Here is a 25,092-nt window from a genome sequence, read left to right on the forward strand (position 1 = left end):
CGTACAATGGAGGGATCATGACTACTCCGCGCAGTGAACCGACGATCATCACCTCGTCGTCGGCAGCCGTCGACGCCGACGGTCGGCAGAGATCCTACGAAGTGCGCACGTTCGGATGCCAGATGAACGTGCATGATTCCGAGCGTCTCTCCGGCTCGCTCGAGAGCGCCGGGTATGTGCGTGCCGCCGCGGGCGACGAAGCCGACATCGTCATCATCAACACCTGTGCGGTGCGCGACAACGCGGCCGGAAAGCTGTACGGCACCCTCGGGCAGCTCGCCGGAGTGAAGCGTCGCAAGGACGGCATGCAGATCGCCGTCGGTGGCTGTCTCGCTCAGATGGACAAGCAGACCGTGCTCGACAAGGCACCGTGGGTCGACGTCGTGTTCGGCACGCACAACATGGGGTCACTGCCGCGTCTCCTCGAGCGTGCGCGCCACAACGGCGATGCCGAGCTCGAGATCCTCGAGTCCCTCGAGGTGTTCCCCTCCACTCTCCCGACCAAGCGCGACGCGGCTCACAGTGGCTGGGTGTCGATCTCGGTGGGCTGCAACAACACCTGCACGTTCTGCATCGTGCCGAGTCTGCGCGGCAAGGAGAAGGACCGGCGTCCCGGCGACATCCTCAACGAGATCCGGCTCCTCGTCGAGGACGGAGCTATCGAGGTCACTCTTCTCGGTCAGAACGTCAACTCCTACGGGGTCGAGTTCGGCGATCGCCAGGCGTTCAGCAAGCTGCTGCGCGCCGCGGGCGAGATCGAGGGACTCGAGCGCATCCGCTTCACCAGCCCGCATCCCGCCGCGTTCACCGACGACGTGATCGACGCGATGGCGGAGACGCCCAACGTCATGCCGCAGTTGCACATGCCGCTGCAGTCCGGAAGCGACCGCATCCTCAAGGCCATGCGCCGTTCCTACCGCAGCGAGAGATTCCTCGGCATCCTCGACCGTGTGCGGGAGCGGATGCCGGACGCGGCGATCACGACCGACATCATCGTCGGGTTCCCCGGTGAGACCGACGAGGATTTCGAGGACACCATGCGGGTCGTCGAACAGTCCCGTTTCTCGAGCGCCTTCACGTTCCAGTACTCGATCCGCGAGGGTACCCCCGCCGCGACGATGGAGGATCAGGTTCCCAAGGCCGTCGTGCAAGAGCGCTACGACCGCTTGCTCGCCCTGCAGGAGCGGATCTCACTCGAAGAGAACCAGAAGCAGGTCGGCCGGTCGGTCGAGGTGCTCGTTTCGACGGGGGAGGGCAAGAAGGATGCGGAGACCCACCGACTCACCGGACGTGCCCAGGACAACCGCCTCGTGCACTTCGAGGTGACGGAGGGCTCCGATCTGCCGCGACCGGGAGACGTCGTCACCGTGACGATCACGCATGCCGCGCCGTTCCACCTGCTCGCGGATGACCCGACCGGCGCTCCGCTGCAGATCCGCCGCACGCGGGGCGGCGACGCGTGGGACCGCGCGCAGTCCGAGTCGTGCGCCGTGCCGGCGCCCTCAGGCGACGGAGGCACACGCGCGGTGTCCCTCGGGCTCCCCACACTGCGCGTCGGAGTGTGAACGACTCCTCCCGCTCGGAGTCCGAGGGAGCGTCACGCCTCTGGGCCGTGGTCGGAGCCACCGGCACGGGGAAGAGCGAACTCGCACTGAACCTCGCGGAGTCTTTGCGGTCGCGCGGGAATCCCGCAGAGATCGTCAACGTCGATGCCATGCAGCTCTATCGCGGCATGGACATCGGCACGGCCAAGCTCCCCCCGCAGGAGCGGCGCGGCATCCCGCATCACCTCTTCGACGTCCGTGAGGTCGACCAGGAGGCCGCGGTCGCCTGGTACCAGCCCGAGGCGCGAGCAGCCGTCCGCGACGTGCAGCGACGCGGCGGCGATGCGATCCTCGTCGGCGGATCGGGGCTTTACGTCTCCAGCGTCGTCTTCGACTTCCGATTCCCGCCCCGAGACGAGGCAGTCCGCGAACGCCTCGAATCCGAACTCGCCGAACACGGAGCGGGCACGCTTCTCGCCCGGCTGCAGAAGGCGGACCCGGCGACCGCGGCCCGGATCGATCCCAAGAACTCCCGCCGCATCGTGCGCGCGTTGGAAGTGCTCGAGCAGGGAGCCACCGCTCACGGCGCCGCTCTGCCCGCCACCCCGACGCTGTGGCAGCAGAACACCCGGGTGATCGGTGTGCACGTCGACCGTGCAGCTCTCGTCGAGCGACTCGACGCCCGGGTGGAGCGCATGTGGGCCGACGGTCTTCTCGCAGAGGTCGAGCGGCTTCGCTCCCATGGCCTCGAGAGGGGTGTCACGGCGAGCCGAGCGATCGGCTATGCGCAGGCGCTGGGGCAACTCGACGGCCGACTCAGCGAGGCGGAAGCGATCGCTGAGACGCAGGCGCTCACGCGCCGGTATGCGCGTCGACAGGTCTCGTGGTTCAAGCGGTATCCCTCGATCGAATGGGTGGAGCATCCGATCGATGTCTCGGCGCTGATCGCCGGCTGACCGATGTCGGTGGTCGATGAGACCCTGAAGCCATGGCGACCCATTTCTACACGGCTTCGAGCCTCGACGGTTTCATCGCGACGGCGGATCACTCGCTCGAGTGGCTGCTGAGTCAGGAATTCGACCAGGAGGGTCCGATGGCCTACCCGGCCTTCGTCGACGGTATCGGCGCGCTCGCCATGGGCGCGTCGACGTATGAGTGGCTGTTGAATGCGCAGGGAGGCGAGCCCTGGCCGTATGTGCAGCCCACCTGGGTGTTCACGCACCGCGAACTCCCGGTTCCCGCCGGAGCCGACGTCCGTTTCGTCCAAGGCGGGGTCGGCGAGGCACACGCAGCGATGCTGCTCGCAGCGGGCGACGATGACATCTGGATCGTCGGTGGAGGTGATCTCGCCGGACAATTCGCCGATGCCGGGCTGCTCGACGAGGTGTGGATCCAGTTCGCGCCGGTGACGCTCGGAGCGGGAGCGCCGCTGTTCCCCCGCGCGCTGGAGTTCGAACTGCTCGATGTCGCCCGGAATCGCGGATTCCTATGTGGGCACTACCGCGTGATCCGATAGGGCCCCGGATAGGCTCGTTCTCCGACGTGATCTGGGAGACGTCGAGGAAGAGGAGTGCCATGGGCTGGAGCGTACGGGCGTTCGAACGGGCCGACACCGACGCGGTCATCGAGCTGTGGATCGAGGCCGGACTCACCCGGCCATGGAACGATCCTCGTCTCGACATCGACCGCAAACTCCGTGTGCAGCCGGAGCTCTTCCTCGTCGCGACCGATACCGAGGGGCAAACGGTCGTCGGTTCGGTCATGGCCGGATACGACGGGCATCGCGGGTGGATCTACTACCTCGCCACAGCGGCGTCTCATCGAGGCGAGGGGGTCGCCCGTGGTCTGGTCGCTGAGGCGGAGAGGCTGTTGCGGGAGCTCGGGTGCCCGAAGGTGCAGCTCATGGTCCGCGAGGGCAATGAGGGTGTTCTGGGTTTCTACGATGCGCTCGGATACGAGCGATTCGCGGTGTCGAACACCGGTAAGCGGCTCATCACCGACGCATAGCCGGAATCCCTAGACTGGAGGCATGGTCGCATTCACCAAGGGTCACGGCACGGGCAACGACTTCGTCATCATCGCCGACCCCGATGGAGCTCTCGACCTCACCGCCGATCAGGTCGCGGCGCTCTGCGACCGGAACTTCGGCATCGGCGCCGACGGCGTCCTTCGCGTCGTCCGCTCCGCCGCGATCGCCGACGGAGCCGCCTCGCTGGCCGAAGAACCGGATGCCGAGTGGTTCATGGACTATCGCAACGCGGACGGCTCGATTGCCGAGATGTGCGGCAACGGCATCCGTGTGTTCGCGCACTACCTCCTCTGGGCCGGTCTCGCCGTCATCGATGCAGGATCGACTCTCCCGATCGGAACCCGAGCCGGGGTGCGTGATGTCACCCGCAGTGAGAACGGCTACCAGGTCGACCTCGGCCGATGGCGTCTCGACGGAGATGACCCGCTGGTCACGGCCAGCGGGCTCGCCGTGACGCGACCGGGACTCGGTATCGACGTGGGGAATCCGCATGTCGTCGTGGCCGTCGCGAGCGACGCGGAGTTGGCCTCCCTCGACCTGCACCGCCCGCCGTTGCTCGACCCGCTGCCGCCCGCGGGCGCCAATGTGGAGTTCGTCGTGCCCGAGGAGCCGCTCGTGCGCGACGGCATCGGGCACGTGCGCATGCGCGTGTTCGAGCGAGGCGTGGGCGAGACCCTCAGCTGCGGCACGGGCGTCGCTGCCACGGCTCTCGCGGTCCGTCACTGGGCGGGGGAGAAGGCGCCCGACAACTGGCGCGTCGAGGTTCCGGGCGGAACTCTCGGCGTGCGGATGTTCGCCGCGGAGGACGGAGAGCACGTCGCTCTCGCGGGACCCGCACAGCTTGCCTTCCACGGCGAGATCGAACTCGCCTGAGGAACAGCGCTCCGGTGAACCGCCGGCGACGACTCAGGCGATCGTGATCGGTTCGGTCGGGGGCGTGCCGTGCTTGCGCACCTTGAGCACGCGGTAGCCCTTGCTGGTCGCAGTGCGGTAGACGCTGAAACCGGGGTGGAACGTCGCGCCGATCCAGCGCTGGAGGGAATCGGCACCGAGATTGCGCTGAACCACCAGCCACGCGTCGCTGCGTTCGTCGAGTCGCGGCACCCACTTCTCGAGCAGGTCGTGCAGAACGTTCTTGCCGACGCGGATCGGGGGGTTCGAACGGATCGTCCGGAAGGTGACGTCGGCGGGAACATCCTCGGGCAGCGATGCGTTGACATTGGTGAGCCCGAGAGACGCGGCGTTGCGACGCACGAGATCGAGGGCACGCTCATTGACATCGACCGCCCAGACCCTCGCGTGGGGCGAGGCAAGCGCCATCGACAGCGTGATGGGACCCCACCCGCTACCGAGGTCGAGAAGATTGCCTCCGGGTGGGACGGGCGGCATGTTGGCGAGAAGCACTGACGTTCCGGCGTCCAGGCGGTCCGGGCTGAATACACCGCCGGCGGTGGTGAGTTCGAGCTCGCGGCCTGCGAGCGTCACACGGATCGTTCGCAGGTTCTCAGGACTGGCCGGGGCCGCAGTGAAGTAGTGATCGGACCCCATACGGTGAGCGTACCGGAGAGCGCGGGCTAAGGTTAAGGCTCGAAACGAAAGCAAGAGATCAGGGACGGATGACGGAAACCACCACACAGCACGAAGACGGCGATGCACTCGATCGTGTGCTCGCGAATGCCGAGAGTCGCTCGGAAGTCCGCGTGTTCGGAGCAGCACAGGCGCTGCAGGACCGGTCGACCGCGGCGCATGCCGCATCGGACGGTGACCAGTGGGACCTGGAAGACCGCCACGCGCTCCGTCGCGTCGGTGGTCTCTCGACCGAGCTCGAAGACGTCACGGAGGTCGAGTACCGACAGCTCCGGCTCGAGAACGTCGTTCTCGTCGGCGTTTACCCGCAGGGCGCTCAGATCGACGCGGAGAACTCCCTCCGCGAACTCGCGGCCCTCGCCGAGACCGCCGGTGCCGTCGTGCTCGACGGAGTGCTCCAGCGTCGGCCCCACCCCGATGCGGCCACGTACCTCGGGCGGGGAAAGGCGCAGGAACTCAAGGACATCGTCGCCGCCGTCGGTGCGGATACGGTCATCGCCGATACGGAACTGGCCCCCAGCCAGCGCCGTGCGCTCGAGGATGTCGTCAAGGTCAAGGTCATCGACCGGACGACCGTGATCCTCGACATCTTCAGCCAGCACGCCAAGAGCCGCGAGGGCAAGGCCCAGGTCGAACTCGCCCAGCTCGAGTACCTGCTGCCGCGACTTCGCGGGTGGGGTGACTCGATGAGTCGTCAGGCGGGTGGACAGGTCGGTGCCGGTGGCGCCGGAATGGGCTCGCGCGGTCCGGGTGAGACCAAGATCGAACTCGACCGTCGCCGCATCCGCACGAAGATGGCGCTACTGCGTCGTCAGATCCGCGACTTCGGTCCGGCTCGTGAGGCGAAGCGTGCGGAGCGCAAGCGCAACACGATTCCTTCCGTGGCGATCGCCGGCTACACGAACGCCGGCAAGTCGAGTCTGCTCAACGCGCTGACGAGTGCCGGTGTGCTCGTCGAGAACGCGCTGTTCGCGACGCTGGATGCGACGGTCCGTCGCTCCGAGACCTCCGACGGGCGCGTGTTCACTCTCACCGACACGGTCGGTTTCGTCCGCAACCTGCCGCACCAGCTCGTCGAGGCGTTCCGATCGACCCTGGAGGAGGTCGGCGACGCCGACGTCGTGCTCCACGTCGTCGACGGTTCTCACCCCGACCCCGCCGGTCAGCTGCAGACGGTGCGCGATGTGATGGGTGACGTCGGCGTGCGCGACATGCCCGAGCTCGTCGTCTTCAACAAGGCCGACCTGATCGACGATGACGAGCGGCTCGTGCTGCGCGGCCTCGAGCCGAAGGCGCACTTCGTCTCGTCGCGTTCGGGGGAGGGCATCGCCGAACTCCGGGCGGCGATCGAGGACGCTCTGCCGAAACCGGCCGTCGAGGTGCACGCGGTGGTCCCGTACGACCGGGGTGACCTCGTCGCCGCGATCCACGAGACCGGGATGCTGCTCGCCGTCGATCATCGCGAGGACGGCACGGCCGTGCATGCTCGGGTGTCGGAGCGTCTCGCCGCGGATCTCGCGCCCTACGCGACCTGAAAGGCGCCGTCGCAGCGGTCAGGAGGCGATGAAGCGCCCCTCGACCGTTGCGGAGACGATGATCTCCTCCGGCTCGTACTCCATTCCCGGGGAGGCATCGGCCATCGCGAAGGCCGCGCCGCGCGCCTTCAGCATGGGCGCCGCGGGCTGCGCCTCGCGGTTCGAGATGAGTCCGACATCGGCGATCTCGACAGGTGTGACCGACTCCCGCCCGAGCGCACCGGCGTAGGCCTCGGCGCGGGTGACGGCGACGCCCACGGCCGCAGCGGCGACCTCGCGTTCGACGCGGGCGCGCGTCTCGGGGGTGAGGTGCCAGTTGACCCAGCCGACCTCGACGCCGTCCCAGGCGGAGATATCGGACACCCAGATCGACAGGTCGGATGCCTCGGTGAACGTCGCCGTGAAGTCGATGCTCGCGTAGTACACCGGGGCGAGGCGCTTGCCCTCGTTGTTCCACGGCCGTTCGGCGCGCACCGAGAGGCGCTTGCTCGACCAATCGACGACGGTCCCGGCATCACTGCGTTCGGTGATGCTCACGCGCAGCGGCTCAGCGAGACGCATCACGGTATCGACGACCGATGCGCGTTCGGGACCTTCGGCCCGGACGGTGACGCGGATGGTGGCGCGCTCCGGCGCGACGCGCGCCTCGTGCTCGCCGCGGACGGTGACGGTGACATCGCTCATGCGGCCGACTCTACGCCAGGCATCCGACGCTCGCCCGAACGCATGCCTCCGCTTCCGGGGAATGGCAGGCGAGCAGGATCCGTTGTACTCTGAGTAGCTGGATGCCACGGCATCCGGATGAAAATTCCACAGAGCGACAGCGGCTCCTTCGAGAGAAGGACCACGGGGCTGATCGGTTTCGACAGCGCCTGTGAATCCACGAGAAGCGGGCCGAGGATGCAGAGTTATCTCGTAAACGCCCTCTGCAAAACAATAGTTGCCGAATCCAAGCGCAACGACTTCGCCCTCGCTGCCTAAGCGAGCCCGATAGTCCGTCAGGCCGTATGTGATTCCGATACGGATCCTGGCGTCATCTAGGAATCTTGCTGTGCGACGGCGTCTGGACGTCGCATGGGACTCTTGCCAGGCTGGGCTCGTCGACTTAGGTGTCTGTGACAAAGGTCGGAGCCGAGCAGAACGTCTTCACAGACTGCGCCCGGAGAAGGCGTGGAGACTCAGCGTTGGACGGGGGTTCGATTCCCCCCAGCTCCACCAGGTCGCTGTCGCGAACAAGAGGCCCGGCCCCGTGAACACGGGGCCGGGCCTCTTGCGTGCGGGTGGCGTGTCAACTTTCGGTCGGATCCTCCGCGTCGACGGAATCGGCGTCGCCTTCGCCGGGCGGCACCGTCGCAGGGTCGCCCTTGCCGTCCTGGGCTCCGAGGTTGTCGTTCTCCTCCGGCCCGGGGGACGGCTCGGTGCTGATGTCGTTGCGGTCGCTGTCTGCGGTCATGATCTCTCCTCGTCTATCGGGGCGGTGGATGGCGGCGTGCCACTAGATCGGGATCGTGGGTTCCTGCGGGTTCGGGGCGAGCGGCTCGTCCGGGTGCGGTACGAGAGGTTCGTCCGGCGTCGGAGCCGTGGGCTCACCCGGTGTCGGGTCGAGGGGCTCCGGGCGCGTGGGCTGTTCACCCGGTGCAAGGGGAGTGGAGAACGGATCGGACATGTCTGCTCCTTCCGCGACGCGCTGGCGTCGCTGATTTCCAGCGCACCACGACGACCGGGAGATGTCGCGACCCTTGCGATTTCCCCGTCGATGTGGTGAGAACGGCAGTCGCAGCGCGTTGGTCAGGAATCCTCGGGGAGCGGCGTCTGCACCGGGATGGCTCCCGTGCGCAGGCGTTCGACCGTCTCCTTCTCGACGAGCACCGGCACGTAATCCTGGATACGACCGCCGCTGAGGCGTTCGTGCTCCTCGTGCGCGATGTGCTCGATGCTCTCTCGGGGTACGTCGGGGAATCGGGTGGCGATCCGGTCGAGCATCGCGGCGGTGTGCGCTTCGGCGGTGTTCACTTCGGCGGTGTTCACTTCGGTGGTGTTCACTTCGTCGTGGGGTTCGCTCATGGGCCGATTGTCTCCCGGGCCGACCTGCATCCGCAATGGAGCGCCGTCCGGGGGAGCGGTCGGTCAGGCTGCGCCTTCGATGAGGATCAGGCCCTGCTTCGTGTCGGCCAGCTTCACCCATCCGTCGCCGAAGAGGTACGTCATGCCGTATCCCTCGTCATCCGTGCCCATCGCGTACTGCGGGTCTTCGGTGATGTAGACGCCCTCGGGGCCGTCCTCGCGGTGCCACCCGGCGGCGAGGAGCGACGTCTGCGCATCGCTCGAGGCGCTCGCGCTCATCTCGGCCCAGCCGTACAGCTGACCGTGATCGGATGCGACGGCGTAGTCGCCCCAGAAGCACAGCAGTCCCTGGTCCGCCGGGATGGTGGTGTCACCGATGACGAAGTCCTTGGTCTCGGCCGTCCACCCCGCTTCGGTCAGCGCGCTGACGGTGCCGGGGGAGATCATCGACTCGCAGGTGAGCGCTGCGGAGGACGGTTCGGGCTCCGGCGTGGCGGCGGGTTCGACGCTCGTCTGCGGGGCCGGAGTGGCCGCGTCGGGGGTCGGTGTGGGGGTGCTCTCGCCGGGCGCCGAGCAGGCCGTCAGCGCGGCGAGGAGGAGGACTGCTCCGGCGGTGGCGGAGACGATGCGGGGAGGAGTCATCGCGAACCTCGGGAGATCAGGGGTGCAGGAAGGTCAGGAACGCATCGTGCAGGATGCCGTTGGTGGCGAGTGTCGAGCGCGTCGAGATCGTCTCGGCACCCGCGTAGTCCGTCATCGTGCCGCCGGCCTCGCGGACGATCGGGACCGCGGCGGCGATGTCGTACTCCTTGACGTCGAACTCCGCCACCATGTCGAGGCGGCCCTCGGCCAGGAGCATGTACGAGAACACGTCGCCATACGCACGGTCCCGCCACACGCGATCGGCGAGAGCGATGAGGGTGTCGAGTCGTCCGGCATCCGCCCACTGCGCGATGCTCTGAAAACTGACGCTGGCGTCATCGAGCGACGCGACGGACGAGACCTGCAGGCGGCGAGGTTCGTTCTCCGTCGCCGTCCAGGCGCCCGCGCCGGCGGAGGCCCACCAGCGCCGGCCCAGGGCGGGCATGCTGACGACTCCGACCTGCGGCACACCGTCGACCGCGAGGGCGATCATCGTGCCCCAGAGCGGCACGCCTCGGAGGAAGTTGGCGGTGCCGTCGATCGGATCGATGATCCACTGACGGTGGGTGTCGCCTTCGGCGCCGAACTCCTCGCCGAAGATGCCGTCGTCCGGACGCACGACGGCGAGCAGGTCGCGGATCGCCCGTTCGGTCGCGAGGTCGGCGTCGGTGACGTGCGAGTTGTCGGCCTTGGTCGAGACCTTCAGATCGGCGGCGTCGAAACGGGGGAGCGACTGCGCATCGGCCGCGTCGGCCAGGCGCAGGGCGAGTTCGAGATCGCTGCGGAAGTCGGATGCGCGGGGGATGGCGGTCACGCCACCAGCGTAGCCGCCCGACCTGAGCGTCCCCGTCGGCACGTGACCTTCGGTGACACGGCGGAGGGTGTGTCGGAGAAGCAGAAAAGCCCCGGAGACTGGCGAGAGTCTTCGAGGCTTATCCGTGCACCCCCTGGGACTTGAACCCAGAACCCACTGATTAAGAGTCAGTTGCTCTGCCGATTGAGCTAGAGGTGCGTGGCCCGGGATGACCCCGACCGAGGAATTACATTACCAGGGGATTGACGCGGTGCGAAATCGAGCCTGCATCCCCGGGAGTGTCGCACCGATCGACCCGGCGCGACACTCCCGGAAGGCCGGTCAGGCGGCGTCGCCGACGAGAATCGCCTGGGCGTCTTCGGTGGCGGGAACCGCGCCGTGGGAGTCGATGTGGGCCAGTGCGCGACGTCCCAGGAACACCGTAAGAGCGGCGATCAGGACGGATGCCGCGGCGAACAGGTACGGGACCGTCACGTTGAACGAGTGCCACAGCAGCGCCGCGAGCGGAGGGGCCATGGCGCCGCCGAGGAACCGCACCGCCGAGTACGACGAGGAGGCGACCGAGCGGGGGAGGTCGGTGGCCTCCATGACCGCCTCGGTGAGCACGGTGTTCATGATGCCGAGCAGAAGGCCGCCGATGATGATGCACACCACGAGGGCAGCGGGGCTGCCGGCGAGGAAACCCGCTGCGACGAGGTCGACGGCGAGCAGCGGCAGCACGGTCACGATGATGCGCGTGCGCGGCATCCGGCGCATGAGGAGCGGAGCGACCCACACGCTCGTGATCGCGAGGGCGACGCCCCAGCCGAAGAAGGTGAACCCGATGCCGAGTGCGCCGAACCCGAGGGGGAACGGCGAGAAGGCGAGGAGCACGAAGAAGCCGATGTTGTAGAACAGGGCGGCGATGGCGAGGATCGCGAGCGCCGGACGGCGGAGAGCGGTGAAGGGGGCGGAGAACGGTACGGGCGTGCGCTTCTCGGCGGGACCGCGCAGCAGTATGAGCACCGCGACGAATGCGATCGCCATGAGGGCGACGACGCCGAAGAAGGGGCCGCGCCAGCTCATCTCGCCGAGGAGGCCGCCCAGCAGCGGTCCGATCGCAATGCCGAGGCCGAGCGCTGCTTCGTAGAGGATGATCGCGGCGCCGCTCCCGCCGGATGCCGCGCCGACGATCGTCGCGAGAGCGGTGGAGATGAACAGGGCGTTGCCGAGACCCCACCCGGCGCGGAAGCCGATGACGGCGTCGACGCTGCCGCTGACCGCGCACAGCAGGGCGAAGGCGACGATCAGCGCGAGTCCGATCAGGAGTGTGGCCTTCGCGCCGATGCGGCTCGAGATCCAGCTCGTGACGAGCATGGCGAGCCCGGTGACGAGCAGATAGCTCGTGAAGAGGAGCTCGGTCTCGACCGGTGAGGCCTGGAGGGACTCGGCGATGGCCGGGAGGATCGGGTCGACCAATCCGATGCCCATGAAGGCGACGACGCAGGCGAAGGCGACGGCCCACACCTGCGCGGGTTGCTTCCAGACGGAGGGGGTGGCGGTCGCGTTCACTGCGCGGAGTCCTTTCGGTCGGTGGAGCCTGTGGGGTCGGTGTGTGCGGTGAGGATCTCGGCTGCGCGGGCGAGTGCTGCCCAGTCCGCATCGTCGAGTGCGTGGAATCGCGGCGCGAGCGTGTCGCGGAACTCATCGCGCCAGCTGGCGAGGGCCTGAGCCCCGGCCTCGGTGGTCTCGACGACGACCGCGCGGGAGTCGGCCGGATCGGGCGAGCGGCGCACGAGTCCGTCGCGCTCGAGGGCGCCGATCAGGCGGGTCATTCCCGGTTGTGTGGCGCGTGCCGCGGCGGCGAGTTCGCCGACCCTCGTGGCGCCCTGCCGGCCGAGCAGGCTGAGCACCCGCCACTGGGCGGCGGGTGCTTCGTTACCCGCGTCCTGCGCCGCGATGCGGCCGAGCGCGTACGCCGAGAGCACGATGGAGGGGATCACATCCGAACGTTGCATACCAAAAAGTATATACCCGATGGTATGCACTGTGATCTCAGTGGCGAGCCCCTGCGATCCGCGCCGAGAGCTCGTGGGCGTGGGCGAGCAGGGTGCGCCCGAGGTGGGCGAGTCGATCCGGGCCGAAGCGGAACTCGACACCCGTCAAGCTCAGGGCCCACTCCGGGCGGCCGTGGCGATCGAACACGGCGGCGCCGATTCCCCAGCTGCCCTCCACGATGAGGCCGGGATTGACGGCGAAGCCGCGCTCTTTGGTCTCGGCGAGGCGCGTACGCAGGGGTGATGGTGCGTGCGTGCGGCCCCAGGTCGACGAGAGCTCCGGGTGGCGACCGAGATACGCATCCACATTGTGGTCGGGGAGGAACGCCAGGATCGCGAGGCCGGCGCTCGCCACGCCTAGGGGGAAGCGAACGCCCTCGCTGAGTACGAATGATCGGATCGGGAAGGAACCTTCCTCGCGGAGCAGGCACACCGTCTCATCCGCTCGCCGCACCGAGAAGAACGCGCTCTCCTCCGTCTTGACGGCGAGCGAGCGCACGATGTCGCGGGCGAGTGCGGTGACGTCGTAGCGCGCGGCCGCGGGGGTTCCCATGAGATAAAGTTCCGGGCCCGGCATCCATCGGGCGGTCGTGTCGTCGCGATCGACGAGTCCCTCGGTGCGGAGGGCGCTGAGCAGCCGGTGCGTCGTCGACCTCGACAGGCCCGTGACCTCGGCGAGCTCCTGGAGCGCCATCCCGTCGGCGCGCCCACCCGAGACGAGGCGCAGGAGGCCGGCGGCCCGGGCGATGGCCTGTGTCCCGGGGATGCTGGCGATCGGGCGTTCCATAATGTGGACGCTACCCGGCGAAACGTCCACATCGCAAGCATCCGCTGTCGCTCCGCCGCGGAGGCGACCAAGCTGGAAGCAACGCCCGTTCGAAGGAGTACGCGTGATCGACAAGCACTGGCCATCCGCCGCGGAGGCGGTCGCCGACATTTCCGACGGGGCATCCCTCGCCGTCGGAGGATTCGGACTCTCGGGGAACCCCATCGCCCTCATCGAAGCCTTGCTCGCCCAGGGCACGACGGATCTGAGCGTCGTCAGCAACAACTGCGGCGTCGACGACTGGGGTCTCGGCATCCTTCTCGGAGCGCACCGCATCCGCAAGATGACGTCGTCGTACGTGGGGGAGAACAAGGAGTTCGAGCGTCAGTTCCTCACCGGTGAGCTCGAGCTCGAACTCACCCCGCAGGGAACACTCGCCGAGAAGCTGCGCGCCGGGGGATCGGGGATCGCCGCGTTCTTCACGCAGACGGGCGTCGGCACGCAGGTGTCCGAGGGCGGACTGCCCCGCAAGTACGCACCGGACGGCACGATCGCGGTCGCTTCGCCCGCCAAGGACGTGCGCACATTCGGTGAGGGGGAGGATGCCCGCGAGTACGTGCTGGAGGAGGCGATTACCACCGACTTCGCCCTGGTGCACGCCGCAGTCGGGGACCGCCACGGCAATCTCGTCTTCACCAAGGCCGCCCGCAACTTCAATCCGCTCGCCGCCATGGCCGGCCGCATCTGCATCGCCCAGGTCGAGCGCCTCGTCGAACCCGGCGAGATCGATCCCGACAGCGTGCATCTGCCCGGCGTCTACGTGCACCGCATCGTCGAGGTCGGCACCGACATCCCCAAGCGCATCGAGCGACGCACCGTCGCCACGGAAGGAGCCTGACATGGCGCTCACCCGAGACCAGATGGCCGCCCGCGCAGCCGCCGAACTCGAAGACGGCTCCTACGTGAATCTCGGCATCGGATTGCCCACCCTCGTGCCGAACTTCGTCCCGTCGGGCGTCACCGTCGTGCTGCAGTCCGAGAACGGCATCCTCGGGGTCGGCCCCTACCCGACGGAGGACGCCGTCGACCCGGATCTCATCAACGCGGGCAAGGAGACCGTCACCGTGCTCGCCGGGTCGGCGTTCTTCGACTCGGCGACGAGCTTCGGCATGATCCGCGGCGGCAAGATCGATGCCGCCATCCTCGGCGCCATGCAGGTGTCGGCCGCTGGAGACCTCGCCAACTGGATGATCCCCGGGAAGATGGTCAAGGGCCCCGGCGGCGCGATGGACCTCGTCCACGGAGCCGCCCGCGTGATCGTGCTCATGGAGCACGTCGCGAAGGACGGATCCGCGAAGATCGTCGACCACTGCTCGCTGCCGCTCACCGGTCGGGGAGTCGTCGACCGCATCATCACCGACCTGGCGGTGATCGACGTGACCGACGCCGGCCTCGTGCTCGTCGAGACCGCACCCGGGGTCTCCGTCGACGAGGTCGTCGCCGCCACCGAGCCTCCGCTCACGCTGTCGCCCGCGCTCACCGGTCTGAGAGGCTGAAGGACATGCACGACACCGATATCGTCATCGTCTCCGCCGCTCGCACACCGCAGGGCCGGCTCAAAGGTCAGCTCTCGGCATTCACCGCGCCCCAGCTCGGTGCCTTCGCGATTCGCGGTGCGCTCGAGCAGGCATCCATCGACCCGGGGGACATCGGCGCGGTCATCGTCGGACAGGTGCTCTCGGCCGGATCCGGACAGAACGCCGCACGCCAGGCGGCGATCGGCGCGGGCATCGGATGGGACGTGCCCGCGCACACGGTCAACAAGGTGTGCCTCTCGGGCCTCACCGCCATCATCGACGCCGCCCGGATGATCCGCACGGGTGACGCCCACGTGGTCGTCGCAGCGGGAATGGAATCGATGACCCGCGCCCCCCACCTGCTGATGGGCTCACGCGACGGATGGACCTACGGCAGCGTCGAGGTTCTCGACCACATGGCCTACGACGGACTGACCGACGCGTACGACCGCGAGAGCATGGGTGCCTCCACCGAGCGGCACAACGCCCGCTACGAACTCACCCGCGAGGCGCAGGACGCGGTCGCCGCACTCTCTCATCAGCGTGCCGCCGCCGCACAGGCGGCCGGCGTGTTCGACGACGAGATCGTCACCGTGACCGTGCCCCAGCGTCGGGGCGAACCCGTGCTCGTCACCGCGGACGAGGGCGTGCGCCCCGACACCACGGTCGACTCGCTCGCCGGGCTGCGTGCTGCGTTCGCCGAGGGCGGCACCATCACCGCGGGGAACTCCTCGCAGATCTCCGACGGCGCATCGGCCGTGATCATGACGACGCGCGCGCTCGCCGCGGAGAAGGGGTGGCCGGTTCTCGTCGCGGTCGGCGCGAGCGGGCAGACGGCCGGGCCGGACAACTCGCTCCAGGCGCAGCCGGCGCGCGCAATCGAGCGGGCGTGCGAGAAGCAGGGGATCTCGCCGGCGGATCTGGACCTGGTCGAGATCAACGAGGCGTTCGGCGCGGTCGTCGCGCGGTCTCAGACCGAGCTCGGCCTCGACCCGGCGATCGTGAACATCCACGGGGGTGGCATCGCGATCGGGCATCCGATCGGCGCATCCGGAAATCGCCTGGTCGTGCATCTCGCGCACGAGCTGTCGCGGCGCGGTGCGGGCACCGCTGCCATCGGTCTGTGCGGTGGCGGTGGTCAGGGCGAGGCGCTGATCCTCACCCGCTGACGGGCGCGCTCAGGAGGAGCGGCGGCGCGTGCGCTTCTGCGCCGCCGCCTTCTGCGCCTGCTTCTCGTCGCGGTTCGCCCGCTTCGCCTGCGCCGGGGCCAGGGGCGAATCCAGCGCGACCTCCAGGCCGCGATCGAAGCGGCGGGTGTCGCGCACGGCGCCGACCGCGAGCGCGAAGGTGATGGCCCAGCTGACCCAGGCGAGCACGGCGCGCCAGGTAACGGGGGACTCGCGGGTGCCGCGGAGGAGCGAGACACCCGTGGTGATCGCTCCGAACAGGCCAGTGCCGAACAGATAGCGCATGCCCCTACGCTACCGTCCGGCATCGGATCGGGGCGGGGGATTGACACGCACGGCGGATGCCGGGCATACAGCCCTCTCGGATCGGCACTGGCTATCATGGGTCTGTCGCGGCTCGTCCGCGACCGTAGAACCGTGTATCTACCGGCCGTCGGCACTCCGACGGACAGCGGCGGCACCCGATCACCGCGTCCGCGGGCGCGCGAGAGCCATGACCCAGACACACACCCACGCCGAGCCGAGCCTCTTCCGCCTCGCCGGCTTCCCCTACTTCCTCATCGCCTTCATCGCGAGACTGCCCTTCGCGATGATGGTCGTCGGCGTGCTGACCGTCGTCGTCTCGGCGCGCGGATCGCTGTCGCTCGGCGGCCTCACCTCCGCCGCGGTCGGCCTCGGCACGGCCTGCTTCGGCCCACTGCTCGGAGCCGCAGCGGACCGCTACGGCCAGCGGACCGTGCTGCTGCTGCTCGCGATCGCGAACGGCACGATGATGGTCGTGTTCACGCTCGTCGTCTACGGCGAGTCCGCCGACGCGCTCGTACTCCTGGCCGCGGTCGGGATCGGAGCCACGGCGCCGCAAGTCGCGCCGCTCTCGCGCGCGCGTCTGGTGACGATGATCAGCGAGCGGATGCCGGAGTCCCGCCGTGCGCGGACCGTCTCGGGCACCATGGCCTACGAGTCCGCCGCCGACGAGACGGTGTTCGTCTTCGGTCCGTTCATCGTCGGCATCCTCGCATCGCTGATCGCGCCGTGGGCGCCCCTCGTGGGTGCGGCGCTGCTGACGATCGTCTTCGTCGGAGCGTTCGCCCTGCACCCGAGTGGTCGACACGTCGCCGCCGTGCGCGGTGCCGACGGCGCCGCTCCGTCGTCGGTCTCCGAACTCTTCCGTCCGCAGCTTGTGATCGTCGTGATCGGCATCCTCGGAGTCGGCATGTTCTTCGGGACCATGCTCACCTCTCTCACCTCGTTCATGGCCGACCGCGGCGCCTCCGAGCAGGCGGGGCTCCTCTACGGCGTGATGGGGGTCGGTTCGGCGGTACTGGCCCTCGGCGTCGCGTGGCTTCCGGCCCGATTCTCGCTGCGCGCCCGCTGGCTCGTCTTCTCGGGCATCCTCTTCGCAGGCACGCTCCTGCTCGGGATCGTGGACTCGCCGGCCATGATGATGCTCGCCCTCGGCATCATGGGCGTCGGCATCGGCCCGACGCTCGTGACGCAGTACAGTTTCGGTGCCGCGCGCAGCCCGCTCGGCCGCTCCGCCACGGTGATGACGATGCTCGGATCGGGGATCGTCGTCGGGCAATCGATCGGTGCGGCGGTCGCGGGCGAGCTCGCCGAGAACGTCGGGACATCTGCGGCTCTCGTGCTCCCCATCATCGCCGCAGGCGTGGCGTTCTCGGCCGGGCTCGTCAACTGGGTGCTGAGCCGCCCGCGTGCGCAGAACGTCATCGTCGCGGCGTGACGCGGTGAGGCGACCCCGCCAACCTCGATAGCCTGGAGGCCCCCCCAGGTGTGAGGAGCCGTCATGGCCGCAGCAGAGTTCGTCGTCGTCGCCAACCGTCTGCCCGTCGACCGGGTGGTGGGCCCCGACGGCGAAGAGACCTGGCGCACCTCGCCGGGCGGGCTCGTCGCCGCACTCGAACCGATGATGCGCCGCACCAACGGGGCGTGGGTCGGCTGGGCAGGCCAACCGGACGTCGAACTCGAGCCCTTCGAGGCGGACGGCATCGACCTCGTGCCGATCGCCCTGAGCGCCCAGGAGATCGCCGACTACTACGAGGGCTTCGCCAACGACACGATCTGGCCGCTCTACCACGACGTGATCGCGCCGCCGCAGTTCCACCGCGAGTGGTGGGACGCGTACGTCCGCGTCAACCGGCGATTCGCCGAGGCCGCGGCCGCCGCGGTCGCCGAGGATGGCACGGTCTGGGTGCACGATTACCAGCTGCAGCTCGTTCCGCAGATGGTGCGCGAACTCCGCCCCGATGTGACCATCGGCTACTTCCACCACATCCCGTTCCCCGCCCACGGGCTGTACGCGCAGCTTCCCTGGCGCGATCAGGTTCTGCAGGGGCTCCTCGGCGCCGACGTCATCGGATTCCAGCGGGCGCAGGATGCCACGTACTTCCTCACCGCCGTGCGTCGCCGCCTCCGCTACGAGGTGAAGGGCCCGAGCATCGCCGTCCCGCTCGACGACGAGTCCGGCTCCACGCGGACCGCGGTTGCGCGGGCCTTCCCGATCTCGATCGACACCGAGCCGTATCTCGCGCTCGCCGCGCGGGGGGACGTCCAGGCGCGTGCCGCGGAGATCCGAGCGAGCCTCGGCAATCCGAAGCACATCCTGCTCGGCGTCGATCGCCTGGACTATACCAAGGGCATCCGCCACCGCATCAAGGCATACGGAGAGCTGTTGCAGGACGGCCGCATCGACATCGACGACGTGACCCTCATCCAGGTCGCGAGTCCGAGCCGCGAGCGGGTCGATGCCTACGTGCACCTGCGCGACGAGATCGAACTCCTGGTCGCCCGCATCAACGGCGATCACGACACTGTCGGGCACAGCGCCATCCGCTACCTGCACCAGGGATTCCCCCGCGAGGAGATGGTCGCCCTTTACCTGGCGGCCGACGTCATGCTCGTGACCGCGCTGCGCGACGGCATGAACCTCGTCGCAAAGGAGTATGTCGCGACTCGCGCAGACGACCGCGGGGTGCTCGTGCTCAGCGAGTTCACCGGTGCCGCCGACGAGCTCCGTCAGGCCGTGCGGGTCAACCCGCACGACATCGACGGTCTGAAGGACGCGATCATGACGGCCATCGAGATGACTCCGGCCGAACAGAGCAAGCGCATGCGTTCGCTGCGGCGCCGAGTGCTCGAGAACGACGTCGACGCGTGGTCGTCGTCGTTCCTGTCCGCGCTCGACGACGCCCGCAGTCGCTGACCTCCTCGACGTCCTCACTCACCACCCGCAGATCCGACCCTGGAGACCTCCCCATGACGCGCCCCTGGACCCCCGGCACCCCTTCCGCCGAGATCAGCGCCATCGCCCGCACCGAACGCCTCGTCGTCGCGCTCGATTTCGACGGCGTCGCCTCGCCGCTCGTGCCCGACCCCATGGCGGCACGCGCGCTGCCGGAGACCGTGGAGCAGATCCGCCGCCTGACCGCCTTGCCCGACACGATCGTCTCCTTCGTCTCCGGACGCAGCCTGCACGATCTGCGCATCATCACCGAGCACGAGGACGACTCGCCCGTCGCTCTCGCGGGATCGCACGGCGCCCAGTACTGGTTTCCCGGTGAGGGCGAGGCTGCGCCGACGGGCGACCCGACGGAGGAGGGCGCGCGCGAGGAGCTGTGGGCGGCCGCTCGGCCGATCATCGACCGCTACGAGGGGGCCGAGTTCGAGCCGAAGACCTTCGGTATGGGGGTGCACACGCGTCGGGCGGATCGCGAGACCGAGGAGAAGGTCTTCGCCGAGATCGATGCGCTCGTGGCCGAGCGGTTCCCGCACTGGCGCCGCCGCTCGGGTCACCGGGTGCTCGAGTTCTCGTCGCGCACCGAGGGCAAGGACGCCGCGATCGGCGTGCTCCGTGAGCGGTTCGCAGCGACCGGCATCCTCTTCGCCGGCGACGACGTCACCGACGAGGACGCGATGCGGGTGCTGCAGCCCGGAGATCTCGGCGTGCGCGTCGGCCCGGGGGAGAGCGCCGCCGTCTTGCGCGTGGACGGACCCGTCGACGTCGCGCGTCTTCTCGGCGTGCTGGCGGACGAGCGGGCCGCCGGGCGGGAATAGACTGCCTGCATGTCTCCGCACGATCCTGACAGCGCGTCCATCGACATCAAGCCCCGCAGCCGTGTCGTCACCGATGGCATCGAAGCCACCACCTCGCGCGGCATGCTGCGTGCCGTCGGAATGGGGGATGAGGACTGGGACAAGCCCCAGATCGGAATCGCCTCCAGCTGGAACGAGATCACCCCCTGCAACCTGAGCCTCGACCGGCTCGCGCAGGGCGCGAAGGAGGGCGTGCACTCGGGCGGCGGATACCCGCTGCAGTTCGGCACGATCTCCGTCTCGGACGGCATCTCGATGGGCCACGAGGGCATGCACTTCTCGCTGGTCTCGCGCGAGGTCATCGCCGACTCCGTCGAGACGGTCATCATGGCCGAGCGCCTCGACGGCACCGTGCTGCTCGCGGGGTGCGACAAGTCGATCCCCGGCATGCTCATGGCGAGTGCGCGCCTGGGCCTGTCGAGCGTGTTCCTCTACGCCGGATCCATCGCCCCTGGTTGGGTGAAGCTCTCCGACGGCACCGAGAAGGACATCACGATCATCGACTCGTTCGAGGGCGTCGGCGCCTGCCGTGCGGGGCGGATGACGGAAGAGGACCTGAAGCGCATCGAGTGCGCCTTCGCTCCGGGCGAGGGTGCGTGCGGCGGCATGTACACCGCCAACACGATGGCCTCGGTGGCCGAGGCGCTGGGACTCAGCCTGCCCGGCTCCGCGGCGCCGCCTTCGGCGGACCGTCGTCGCGACTACTTCGCCCATCGTTCCGGCGAGGCCGTCGTCAACCTTCTGCGCCAGGGCATCACCACCAAGGACATCCTCACGAAGGAGTCCTTCGAGAACGCGATCGCCCTCGCGATGGCGCTCGGCGGTTCGACGAACGTCGTGCTGCACCTGCTGGCGATCGCCCGCGAGGCCGAGATCGACCTGAGCCTGCACGACTTCAACCGCATCGGCAGCAAGACGCCGCACGTCGCCGACATGAAGCCCTTCGGCAAGTACGTGATGAACGACGTCGACCGTCACGGCGGTATCCCCGTGATCATGAAGGCGATGCTCGACGAGGGTCTCATCCACGGCGACGCGCTCACGGTCACCGGCAAGACGGTCGCCGAGAACCTGCGCGACCTGAACCCCGACCCCGTCGACGGCGAGGTCATCCACACGTTCGACAACCCCATCCACGCCTCGGGCGGCATCACGATCCTGCACGGTTCGTTCGCCCCGGAGGGTGCCGTCGTGAAGTCCGCCGGCTTCGACGCCGACGTGTTCGAGGGCCCGGCGCGCGTGTTCGAGCGCGAGCGCGGAGCGATGGACGCGCTGGCGAACGGTGAGATCAACGCCGGCGACGTCGTGGTCATCCGCTACGAGGGGCCCAAGGGTGGTCCCGGTATGCGGGAGATGCTCGCGATCACCGCGGCCATCAAGGGCGCGGGACTCGGAAAAGATGTACTACTCTTGACGGACGGACGATTCTCAGGCGGCACAACCGGCCTGTGCATCGGCCACATAGCACCCGAAGCGGTGGACGCAGGTCCTATCGCCTTCGTGCGCGATGGTGATCTGATACGGGTCGATATCGCAGCTCGCTCTCTCGACCTACTCGTCGACGAGGCGGAGCTCGCCTCCCGCCGCTCTGGCTGGGAGCCGCTTCCCCCGCGCTATACCCGTGGCGTTCTTGCCAAGTACTCACGCCTCGTGCGGTCCGCCGCCGAGGGCGCGACGACCGGCTGATCCCGACTCGTTCGGCACGCAGCACCGTCGTCTCCGGCATCCGATGCCTTACAGATCACCAGAAGGAAAGTCATGACTGCTGACTCCGTCTCGGCTGTGCCGAGGCCGCCCGCCCGTCAATCCAATGCCCCCGAGATCACCGGCGCCGAAGCCGTCGTCCGCTCGCTCGAGCTCCTCGGGATCACCGACGTCTTCGGTCTTCCCGGCGGTGCGATCCTGCCCGTGTACGACCCGCTCATGGACGCGTCCGAGCTGCGTCACATCCTCGTGCGTCACGAGCAGGGCGCCGGCCACGCGGCCGAGGGCTACGCATCCGCCTCCGGCAAGGTGGGAGTGTGCATCGCGACCTCGGGTCCCGGAGCCACGAACCTCGTCACCGCGATCGCCGACGCCTACATGGACTCGGTGCCGCTGCTCGCGATCACCGGGCAGGTCTTCTCGACCCTCATGGGAACGGATGCCTTCCAGGAGGCCGACATCGTCGGCATCACGATGCCGATCACCAAGCACTCCTTCCTCGTGAAGGATGCCGCGGACATCCCCGGTGCCATCGCCGCCGCCTACGAGATCGCCTCGACGGGCCGTCCCGGTCCGGTCCTGGTGGACATCACCAAGGACGCACAGCAGGCCGTCGCGCCGTTCGTCTGGCCGCCCAAGGTCGACCTGCCCGGCTACCGCCCCGTCACCAAGGCGCACGGCAAGCAGATCCAGGCTGCGGCCGCCCTGCTTGCCGAAGCCAAGAAGCCGGTCCTGTACGTCGGTGGCGGAGTGATCCGCGGACGTGCATCCGCCGAACTGCTCGAACTCGCCGAGTCGACCGGTGCGCCTGTCGTGACCACGCTGATGGCCCGCGGCGCCTTCCCGGACTCGCACCCGCAGCACCTGGGCATGCCCGGCATGCACGGCACGGTCCCGGCCGTGCTCGCGCTGCAGGAGGCCGATCTGCTGATCTCGCTGGGCGCCCGCTTCGACGACCGCGTGACCGGCAAGGCTGCGCTCTTCGCGCCCAACGCGAAGGTCGTGCACGTCGACATCGACCCCGCCGAGATCTCGAAGATCCGCATCGCGGACGTGCCGATCGTCGGTGACGTGCGTGACGTGCTCGTCGACCTCGAGTCCGCGTACCGCGGCGCGATCGGGAGCGCGAAGCCAGACACCGAGGAGTGGTGGTCGTACCTCGACGGACTCCGCAACGAGTTCCCGCTCGGATACACGCCGCCGACCGACGGCCTGCTCGCTCCGCAGCACGTGATCCAGCGCATCGGTGAGCTGACCGGCCCCGAGGGCATCTACGCCGCCGGCGTCGGGCAGCACCAGATGTGGGCCGCGCAGTTCATCAAATACGAGCGCCCCAACGCGTGGCTCAACTCCGGCGGTGCCGGGACCATGGGGTACTCCGTTCCCGCCGCGATGGGTGCCAAGGTCGCCGAACCCGACCGCGTGGTGTGGGCGATCGACGGCGACGGATGCTTCCAGATGACCAATCAGGAGCTCGCGACCTGCGCGATCAACAACATCCCGATCAAGGTCGCGATCATCAACAACTCCTCGCTCGGCATGGTGCGCCAGTGGCAGACGCTGTTCTACGACGGTCGCCACTCCAACACCGACCTGAACACGGGGCACGGCACGATCCGCATCCCCGACTTCGTCAAGCTCGCCGAAGCGTACGGATGCCTCGCCATCCGCGTCGAGAAGGAGGACGAGGTCGATGCGGCGATCCAGCTCGCGCTCGAGACGAACGACCGCCCCGTCGTGATCGACTTCGTCGTCAGTGCCGATTCCATGGTCTGGCCGATGGTGCCCCAGGGCGTCAGCAACAGCTACGTCCAGTACGCCCGCGAGCACGCGCCCGCATTCGACGAGGAGGACTGACCATGTCGACCCACGTGCTGAGCCTCCTGGTCGAGGACACCCCCGGTCTGCTCACCCGCGTCGCCGGGCTCTTCGCCCGACGCGGATTCAACATCCACTCGCTCGCCGTCGGCGTGACCGAGGTGCCGGGCATCTCGCGCATCACCGTCGTCGTCGACGTCGACGAGCTGCCGCTCGAGCAGGTCACCAAGCAGCTGAACAAGTTGATCAACGTGATCAAGATCGTCGAGCTCGACTTCGCCACCTCGGTGCAGCGTGAGCACATGCTCGTGAAGGTGCGCACCGACAACGCCACCCGCTCGAACGTGATCGAGGTCGTGAACCTCTTCCGCGCCGCCGTCGTCGACTACGCCGCCGATGCACTCGTGATCGAGGTCACGGGCGACAAGGGCAAGGTCGACGCCATGCTCCGTGCACTCGAGCCCTTCGGCATCAAGGAGATCGCGCAGTCGGGTCTCCTCGCCATCGGCCGCGGTGGCAAGAGCATCACCGAACGCGTGCTGCGCGGCTGACCCCGACCACTCCATCCATCCGCTCCACCGCCATCCGGCACGGAGCGAGAAGAACCGCCACGAACAAGGAGAAACACACAGTGAGCACCGAGATCTTCTACGACGCCGACGCCGACCTGTCCCTCATCCAGGGCAAGAAGGTCGCGATCGTCGGATACGGCTCGCAGGGCCACGCCCACGCGCAGAACCTGCGCGACTCGGGCGTCGAGGTCGCGATCGCCCTCAAGGAGGGCTCCAAGTCGGCTCCGAAGGCCGAAGAGGCCGGCTTCGCGGTCAAGACCGTCGCGGACGCCACCGCCTGGGCCGACGTCATCATGATCCTCGCGCCGGACCAGCACCAGCGCACGATCTACAGCGAGTCGATCGCCCCCAACCTGACCGCGGGCAAGACCCTCGCGTTCGCACACGGCTTCAACATCCGCTTCGGCTACATCGACGCTCCCGAGGGCGTCGACGTGATCCTCGTCGCCCCGAAGGCGCCGGGTCACACCGTCCGCCGCGAGTTCGTCGCCGGTCGCGGCATCCCCGACATCATCGCGGTCGAGCGCGACGCCTCGGGCAAGGCCTGGGATCTGGCGCTCTCGTACGCGAAGGCCATCGGCGGCACCCGTGCCGGCGTCATCAAGACGACCTTCACGGAAGAGACCGAGACCGACCTGTTCGGTGAGCAGGCCGTGCTCTGCGGTGGCGTCAGCCACCTGGTGCAGGCCGGCTTCGAGACGCTGACCGAGGCGGGCTACCAGCCGCAGATCGCGTACTTCGAGGTGCTGCACGAGCTCAAGCTCATCGTCGACCTCATGTGGGAGGGCGGCATCGCCAAGCAGCGTTGGTCGATCTCCGACACCGCCGAGTTCGGCGACTACGTCTCGGGCCCGCGCGTCATCGACGAGCGTGTCAAGGAGAGCATGAAGGGCGTGCTCGCCGACATCCAGTCGGGTGCGTTCGCGAAGCGCTTCATCGACGACCAGGACAACGGTGCCGAGGAGTTCCTGGCGCTGCGCGCCAAGGAGGAGCAGCACCCGATCGAGGTCACCGGCAAGGAGCTGCGCTCGCTCTTCGCCTGGAAGCAGCAGGACGAGGACTACATCGACGGCAGCGCTGCGCGCTGATCGTCCGATCCGCTGAAAG

Annotated in this window: 27 protein-coding genes, 1 tRNA gene and 1 other RNA gene; 17 read left to right on the forward strand and 12 right to left on the reverse strand. The window is 68.4% G+C overall.

Features of this window, described 5'->3' with window-relative positions; genetic code table 11:
- Window positions 1-17 precede the first annotated feature (17 nt).
- Genes miaB through dapF form a run of 5 tightly spaced genes read left to right on the forward strand, consistent with a single transcriptional unit; the run spans window position 18 to window position 4,446 of the window.
- Window positions 18-1,565: a tRNA (N6-isopentenyl adenosine(37)-C2)-methylthiotransferase MiaB gene (miaB, locus tag ACFY9N_RS07070; protein WP_391477692.1), complete on the forward strand. Its 1,548-nt coding sequence runs from the start codon at window positions 18-20 to the stop codon at window positions 1,563-1,565.
- A complete protein-coding gene (miaA, locus tag ACFY9N_RS07075; protein WP_391477693.1) occupies window positions 1,562-2,500 on the forward strand; it encodes a tRNA (adenosine(37)-N6)-dimethylallyltransferase MiaA in 939 nt (312 codons plus the stop codon). The genes miaB and miaA overlap by 4 nt, the downstream gene beginning before the upstream one ends.
- 32 nt (window positions 2,501-2,532) lie before the next feature.
- Window positions 2,533-3,060 (forward strand): dihydrofolate reductase family protein, encoded by a 528-nt coding sequence (locus ACFY9N_RS07080; protein WP_391477695.1) that lies wholly within the window; start codon window positions 2,533-2,535, stop codon window positions 3,058-3,060.
- 59 nt (window positions 3,061-3,119) lie between these two features.
- Entirely contained in the window at window positions 3,120-3,551 is a 432-nt protein-coding gene (locus ACFY9N_RS07085) for a GNAT family acetyltransferase (protein ID WP_391477696.1), read from the forward strand.
- 22 nt (window positions 3,552-3,573) lie between these two features.
- Window positions 3,574-4,446: a diaminopimelate epimerase gene (gene dapF / locus ACFY9N_RS07090; RefSeq protein WP_391477697.1), complete on the forward strand. Its 873-nt coding sequence runs from the start codon at window positions 3,574-3,576 to the stop codon at window positions 4,444-4,446.
- A gap of 33 nt (window positions 4,447-4,479) precedes the next feature.
- On the opposite strand, the gene ACFY9N_RS07095 is transcribed toward dapF, so the two are convergent.
- Window positions 4,480-5,121 (reverse strand): class I SAM-dependent methyltransferase, encoded by a 642-nt coding sequence (locus ACFY9N_RS07095; RefSeq protein WP_391477698.1) that lies wholly within the window; start codon window positions 5,119-5,121, stop codon window positions 4,480-4,482.
- Window positions 5,122-5,189: 68 nt separating this feature from the next.
- On the opposite strand from ACFY9N_RS07095, the gene hflX reads away from it, so the two are divergent.
- A complete protein-coding gene (gene hflX / locus ACFY9N_RS07100; RefSeq protein WP_391477699.1) occupies window positions 5,190-6,695 on the forward strand; it encodes a GTPase HflX in 1,506 nt (501 codons plus the stop codon).
- A gap of 18 nt (window positions 6,696-6,713) precedes the next feature.
- Here the strand turns inward: hflX and ACFY9N_RS07105 are convergent, their stop codons facing one another.
- Window positions 6,714-7,379 carry an SIMPL domain-containing protein gene (locus ACFY9N_RS07105; protein WP_391477700.1) on the reverse strand — a complete coding sequence of 222 codons (666 nt, stop codon included), beginning with the start codon at window positions 7,377-7,379 and terminating at the stop codon, window positions 6,714-6,716.
- Between the two features lie 164 nt (window positions 7,380-7,543).
- Between ACFY9N_RS07105 and ssrA the strand changes: the two genes are divergently transcribed.
- Window positions 7,544-7,913, forward strand: a transfer-messenger RNA (tmRNA) gene (gene ssrA, locus ACFY9N_RS07110).
- Window positions 7,914-7,983: 70 nt separating this feature from the next.
- Here ssrA and ACFY9N_RS07115 read toward each other — a convergent pair.
- The 9 genes from ACFY9N_RS07115 to ACFY9N_RS07155 form a co-directional block, all read right to left on the reverse strand.
- A complete protein-coding gene (locus ACFY9N_RS07115) occupies window positions 7,984-8,148 on the reverse strand; it encodes a hypothetical protein (protein ID WP_391477702.1) in 165 nt (54 codons plus the stop codon).
- A 42-nt stretch (window positions 8,149-8,190) separates the two neighbouring features.
- Window positions 8,191-8,361: a hypothetical protein gene (locus ACFY9N_RS07120; RefSeq protein WP_391477703.1), complete on the reverse strand. Its 171-nt coding sequence runs from the start codon at window positions 8,359-8,361 to the stop codon at window positions 8,191-8,193.
- 122 nt (window positions 8,362-8,483) lie between these two features.
- The gene (locus ACFY9N_RS07125) at window positions 8,484-8,759 is read right to left on the reverse strand and encodes a three-helix bundle dimerization domain-containing protein (RefSeq protein WP_391477704.1); all 276 of its coding nucleotides are present in this window, start codon (window positions 8,757-8,759) and stop codon (window positions 8,484-8,486) included.
- 63 nt (window positions 8,760-8,822) lie between these two features.
- Entirely contained in the window at window positions 8,823-9,401 is a 579-nt protein-coding gene (locus ACFY9N_RS07130; RefSeq protein WP_391477705.1) for a hypothetical protein, read from the reverse strand.
- 16 nt (window positions 9,402-9,417) lie between these two features.
- A complete protein-coding gene (locus tag ACFY9N_RS07135) occupies window positions 9,418-10,215 on the reverse strand; it encodes an inositol monophosphatase family protein (protein ID WP_391477707.1) in 798 nt (265 codons plus the stop codon).
- Window positions 10,216-10,340: 125 nt separating this feature from the next.
- Window positions 10,341-10,413: transfer RNA gene (locus tag ACFY9N_RS07140), tRNA-Lys, on the reverse strand.
- 123 nt (window positions 10,414-10,536) lie between these two features.
- Complete coding sequence (locus ACFY9N_RS07145) at window positions 10,537-11,766, reverse strand: MFS transporter (protein WP_391477708.1); 1,230 nt, start codon at window positions 11,764-11,766, stop codon at window positions 10,537-10,539.
- Complete coding sequence (locus ACFY9N_RS07150; RefSeq protein WP_391477709.1) at window positions 11,763-12,212, reverse strand: MarR family winged helix-turn-helix transcriptional regulator; 450 nt, start codon at window positions 12,210-12,212, stop codon at window positions 11,763-11,765. The genes ACFY9N_RS07145 and ACFY9N_RS07150 overlap by 4 nt, the downstream gene beginning before the upstream one ends.
- A gap of 37 nt (window positions 12,213-12,249) precedes the next feature.
- Complete coding sequence (locus ACFY9N_RS07155; RefSeq protein ID WP_391477710.1) at window positions 12,250-13,038, reverse strand: IclR family transcriptional regulator; 789 nt, start codon at window positions 13,036-13,038, stop codon at window positions 12,250-12,252.
- A 103-nt stretch (window positions 13,039-13,141) separates the two neighbouring features.
- Here ACFY9N_RS07155 and ACFY9N_RS07160 point away from each other — a divergent pair, with 103 nt between their 5' ends.
- From ACFY9N_RS07160 to ACFY9N_RS07170, 3 genes are read left to right on the forward strand one after another with little or no spacing between them, the layout of a single operon-like run.
- Window positions 13,142-13,915, forward strand: a complete 774-nt coding sequence (locus ACFY9N_RS07160) for a CoA transferase subunit A (RefSeq protein WP_391477712.1) — start codon at window positions 13,142-13,144, stop codon at window positions 13,913-13,915.
- 1 nt (window position 13,916) lies between these two features.
- Window positions 13,917-14,573, forward strand: a complete 657-nt coding sequence (locus ACFY9N_RS07165; RefSeq protein WP_391477713.1) for a 3-oxoacid CoA-transferase subunit B — start codon at window positions 13,917-13,919, stop codon at window positions 14,571-14,573.
- Between the two features lie 5 nt (window positions 14,574-14,578).
- Window positions 14,579-15,763 carry an acetyl-CoA C-acetyltransferase gene (locus tag ACFY9N_RS07170; protein WP_391477714.1) on the forward strand — a complete coding sequence of 395 codons (1,185 nt, stop codon included), beginning with the start codon at window positions 14,579-14,581 and terminating at the stop codon, window positions 15,761-15,763.
- Window positions 15,764-15,772: 9 nt separating this feature from the next.
- On the opposite strand, the gene ACFY9N_RS07175 is transcribed toward ACFY9N_RS07170, so the two are convergent.
- Complete coding sequence (locus tag ACFY9N_RS07175; protein ID WP_391477716.1) at window positions 15,773-16,066, reverse strand: hypothetical protein; 294 nt, start codon at window positions 16,064-16,066, stop codon at window positions 15,773-15,775.
- Window positions 16,067-16,274: 208 nt separating this feature from the next.
- Here ACFY9N_RS07175 and ACFY9N_RS07180 point away from each other — a divergent pair, with 208 nt between their 5' ends.
- The 7 genes from ACFY9N_RS07180 (at window position 16,275) to ilvC (ending at window position 25,073) form a co-directional block, all read left to right on the forward strand.
- Complete coding sequence (locus ACFY9N_RS07180; RefSeq protein WP_391477717.1) at window positions 16,275-17,522, forward strand: MFS transporter; 1,248 nt, start codon at window positions 16,275-16,277, stop codon at window positions 17,520-17,522.
- Between the two features lie 63 nt (window positions 17,523-17,585).
- Entirely contained in the window at window positions 17,586-19,001 is a 1,416-nt protein-coding gene (locus ACFY9N_RS07185) for a trehalose-6-phosphate synthase (protein ID WP_391477718.1), read from the forward strand.
- A 53-nt stretch (window positions 19,002-19,054) separates the two neighbouring features.
- Window positions 19,055-19,852 carry a trehalose-phosphatase gene (otsB, locus tag ACFY9N_RS07190; RefSeq protein WP_391477720.1) on the forward strand — a complete coding sequence of 266 codons (798 nt, stop codon included), beginning with the start codon at window positions 19,055-19,057 and terminating at the stop codon, window positions 19,850-19,852.
- 9 nt (window positions 19,853-19,861) lie between these two features.
- Complete coding sequence (gene ilvD / locus ACFY9N_RS07195; protein WP_391477721.1) at window positions 19,862-21,577, forward strand: dihydroxy-acid dehydratase; 1,716 nt, start codon at window positions 19,862-19,864, stop codon at window positions 21,575-21,577.
- 72 nt (window positions 21,578-21,649) lie between these two features.
- Window positions 21,650-23,452: an acetolactate synthase large subunit gene (locus tag ACFY9N_RS07200; protein ID WP_391477722.1), complete on the forward strand. Its 1,803-nt coding sequence runs from the start codon at window positions 21,650-21,652 to the stop codon at window positions 23,450-23,452.
- A gap of 2 nt (window positions 23,453-23,454) precedes the next feature.
- Complete coding sequence (gene ilvN / locus ACFY9N_RS07205) at window positions 23,455-23,964, forward strand: acetolactate synthase small subunit (protein WP_391477723.1); 510 nt, start codon at window positions 23,455-23,457, stop codon at window positions 23,962-23,964.
- A gap of 80 nt (window positions 23,965-24,044) precedes the next feature.
- Window positions 24,045-25,073: a ketol-acid reductoisomerase gene (ilvC, locus tag ACFY9N_RS07210; protein ID WP_247622666.1), complete on the forward strand. Its 1,029-nt coding sequence runs from the start codon at window positions 24,045-24,047 to the stop codon at window positions 25,071-25,073.
- Window positions 25,074-25,092: the final 19 nt, after the last annotated feature.

The sequence above is a fragment of the Microbacterium sp. NPDC008134 genome (genome assembly GCF_042957055.1).
Classification (GTDB): Bacteria; Actinomycetota; Actinomycetes; order Actinomycetales; family Microbacteriaceae; genus Microbacterium.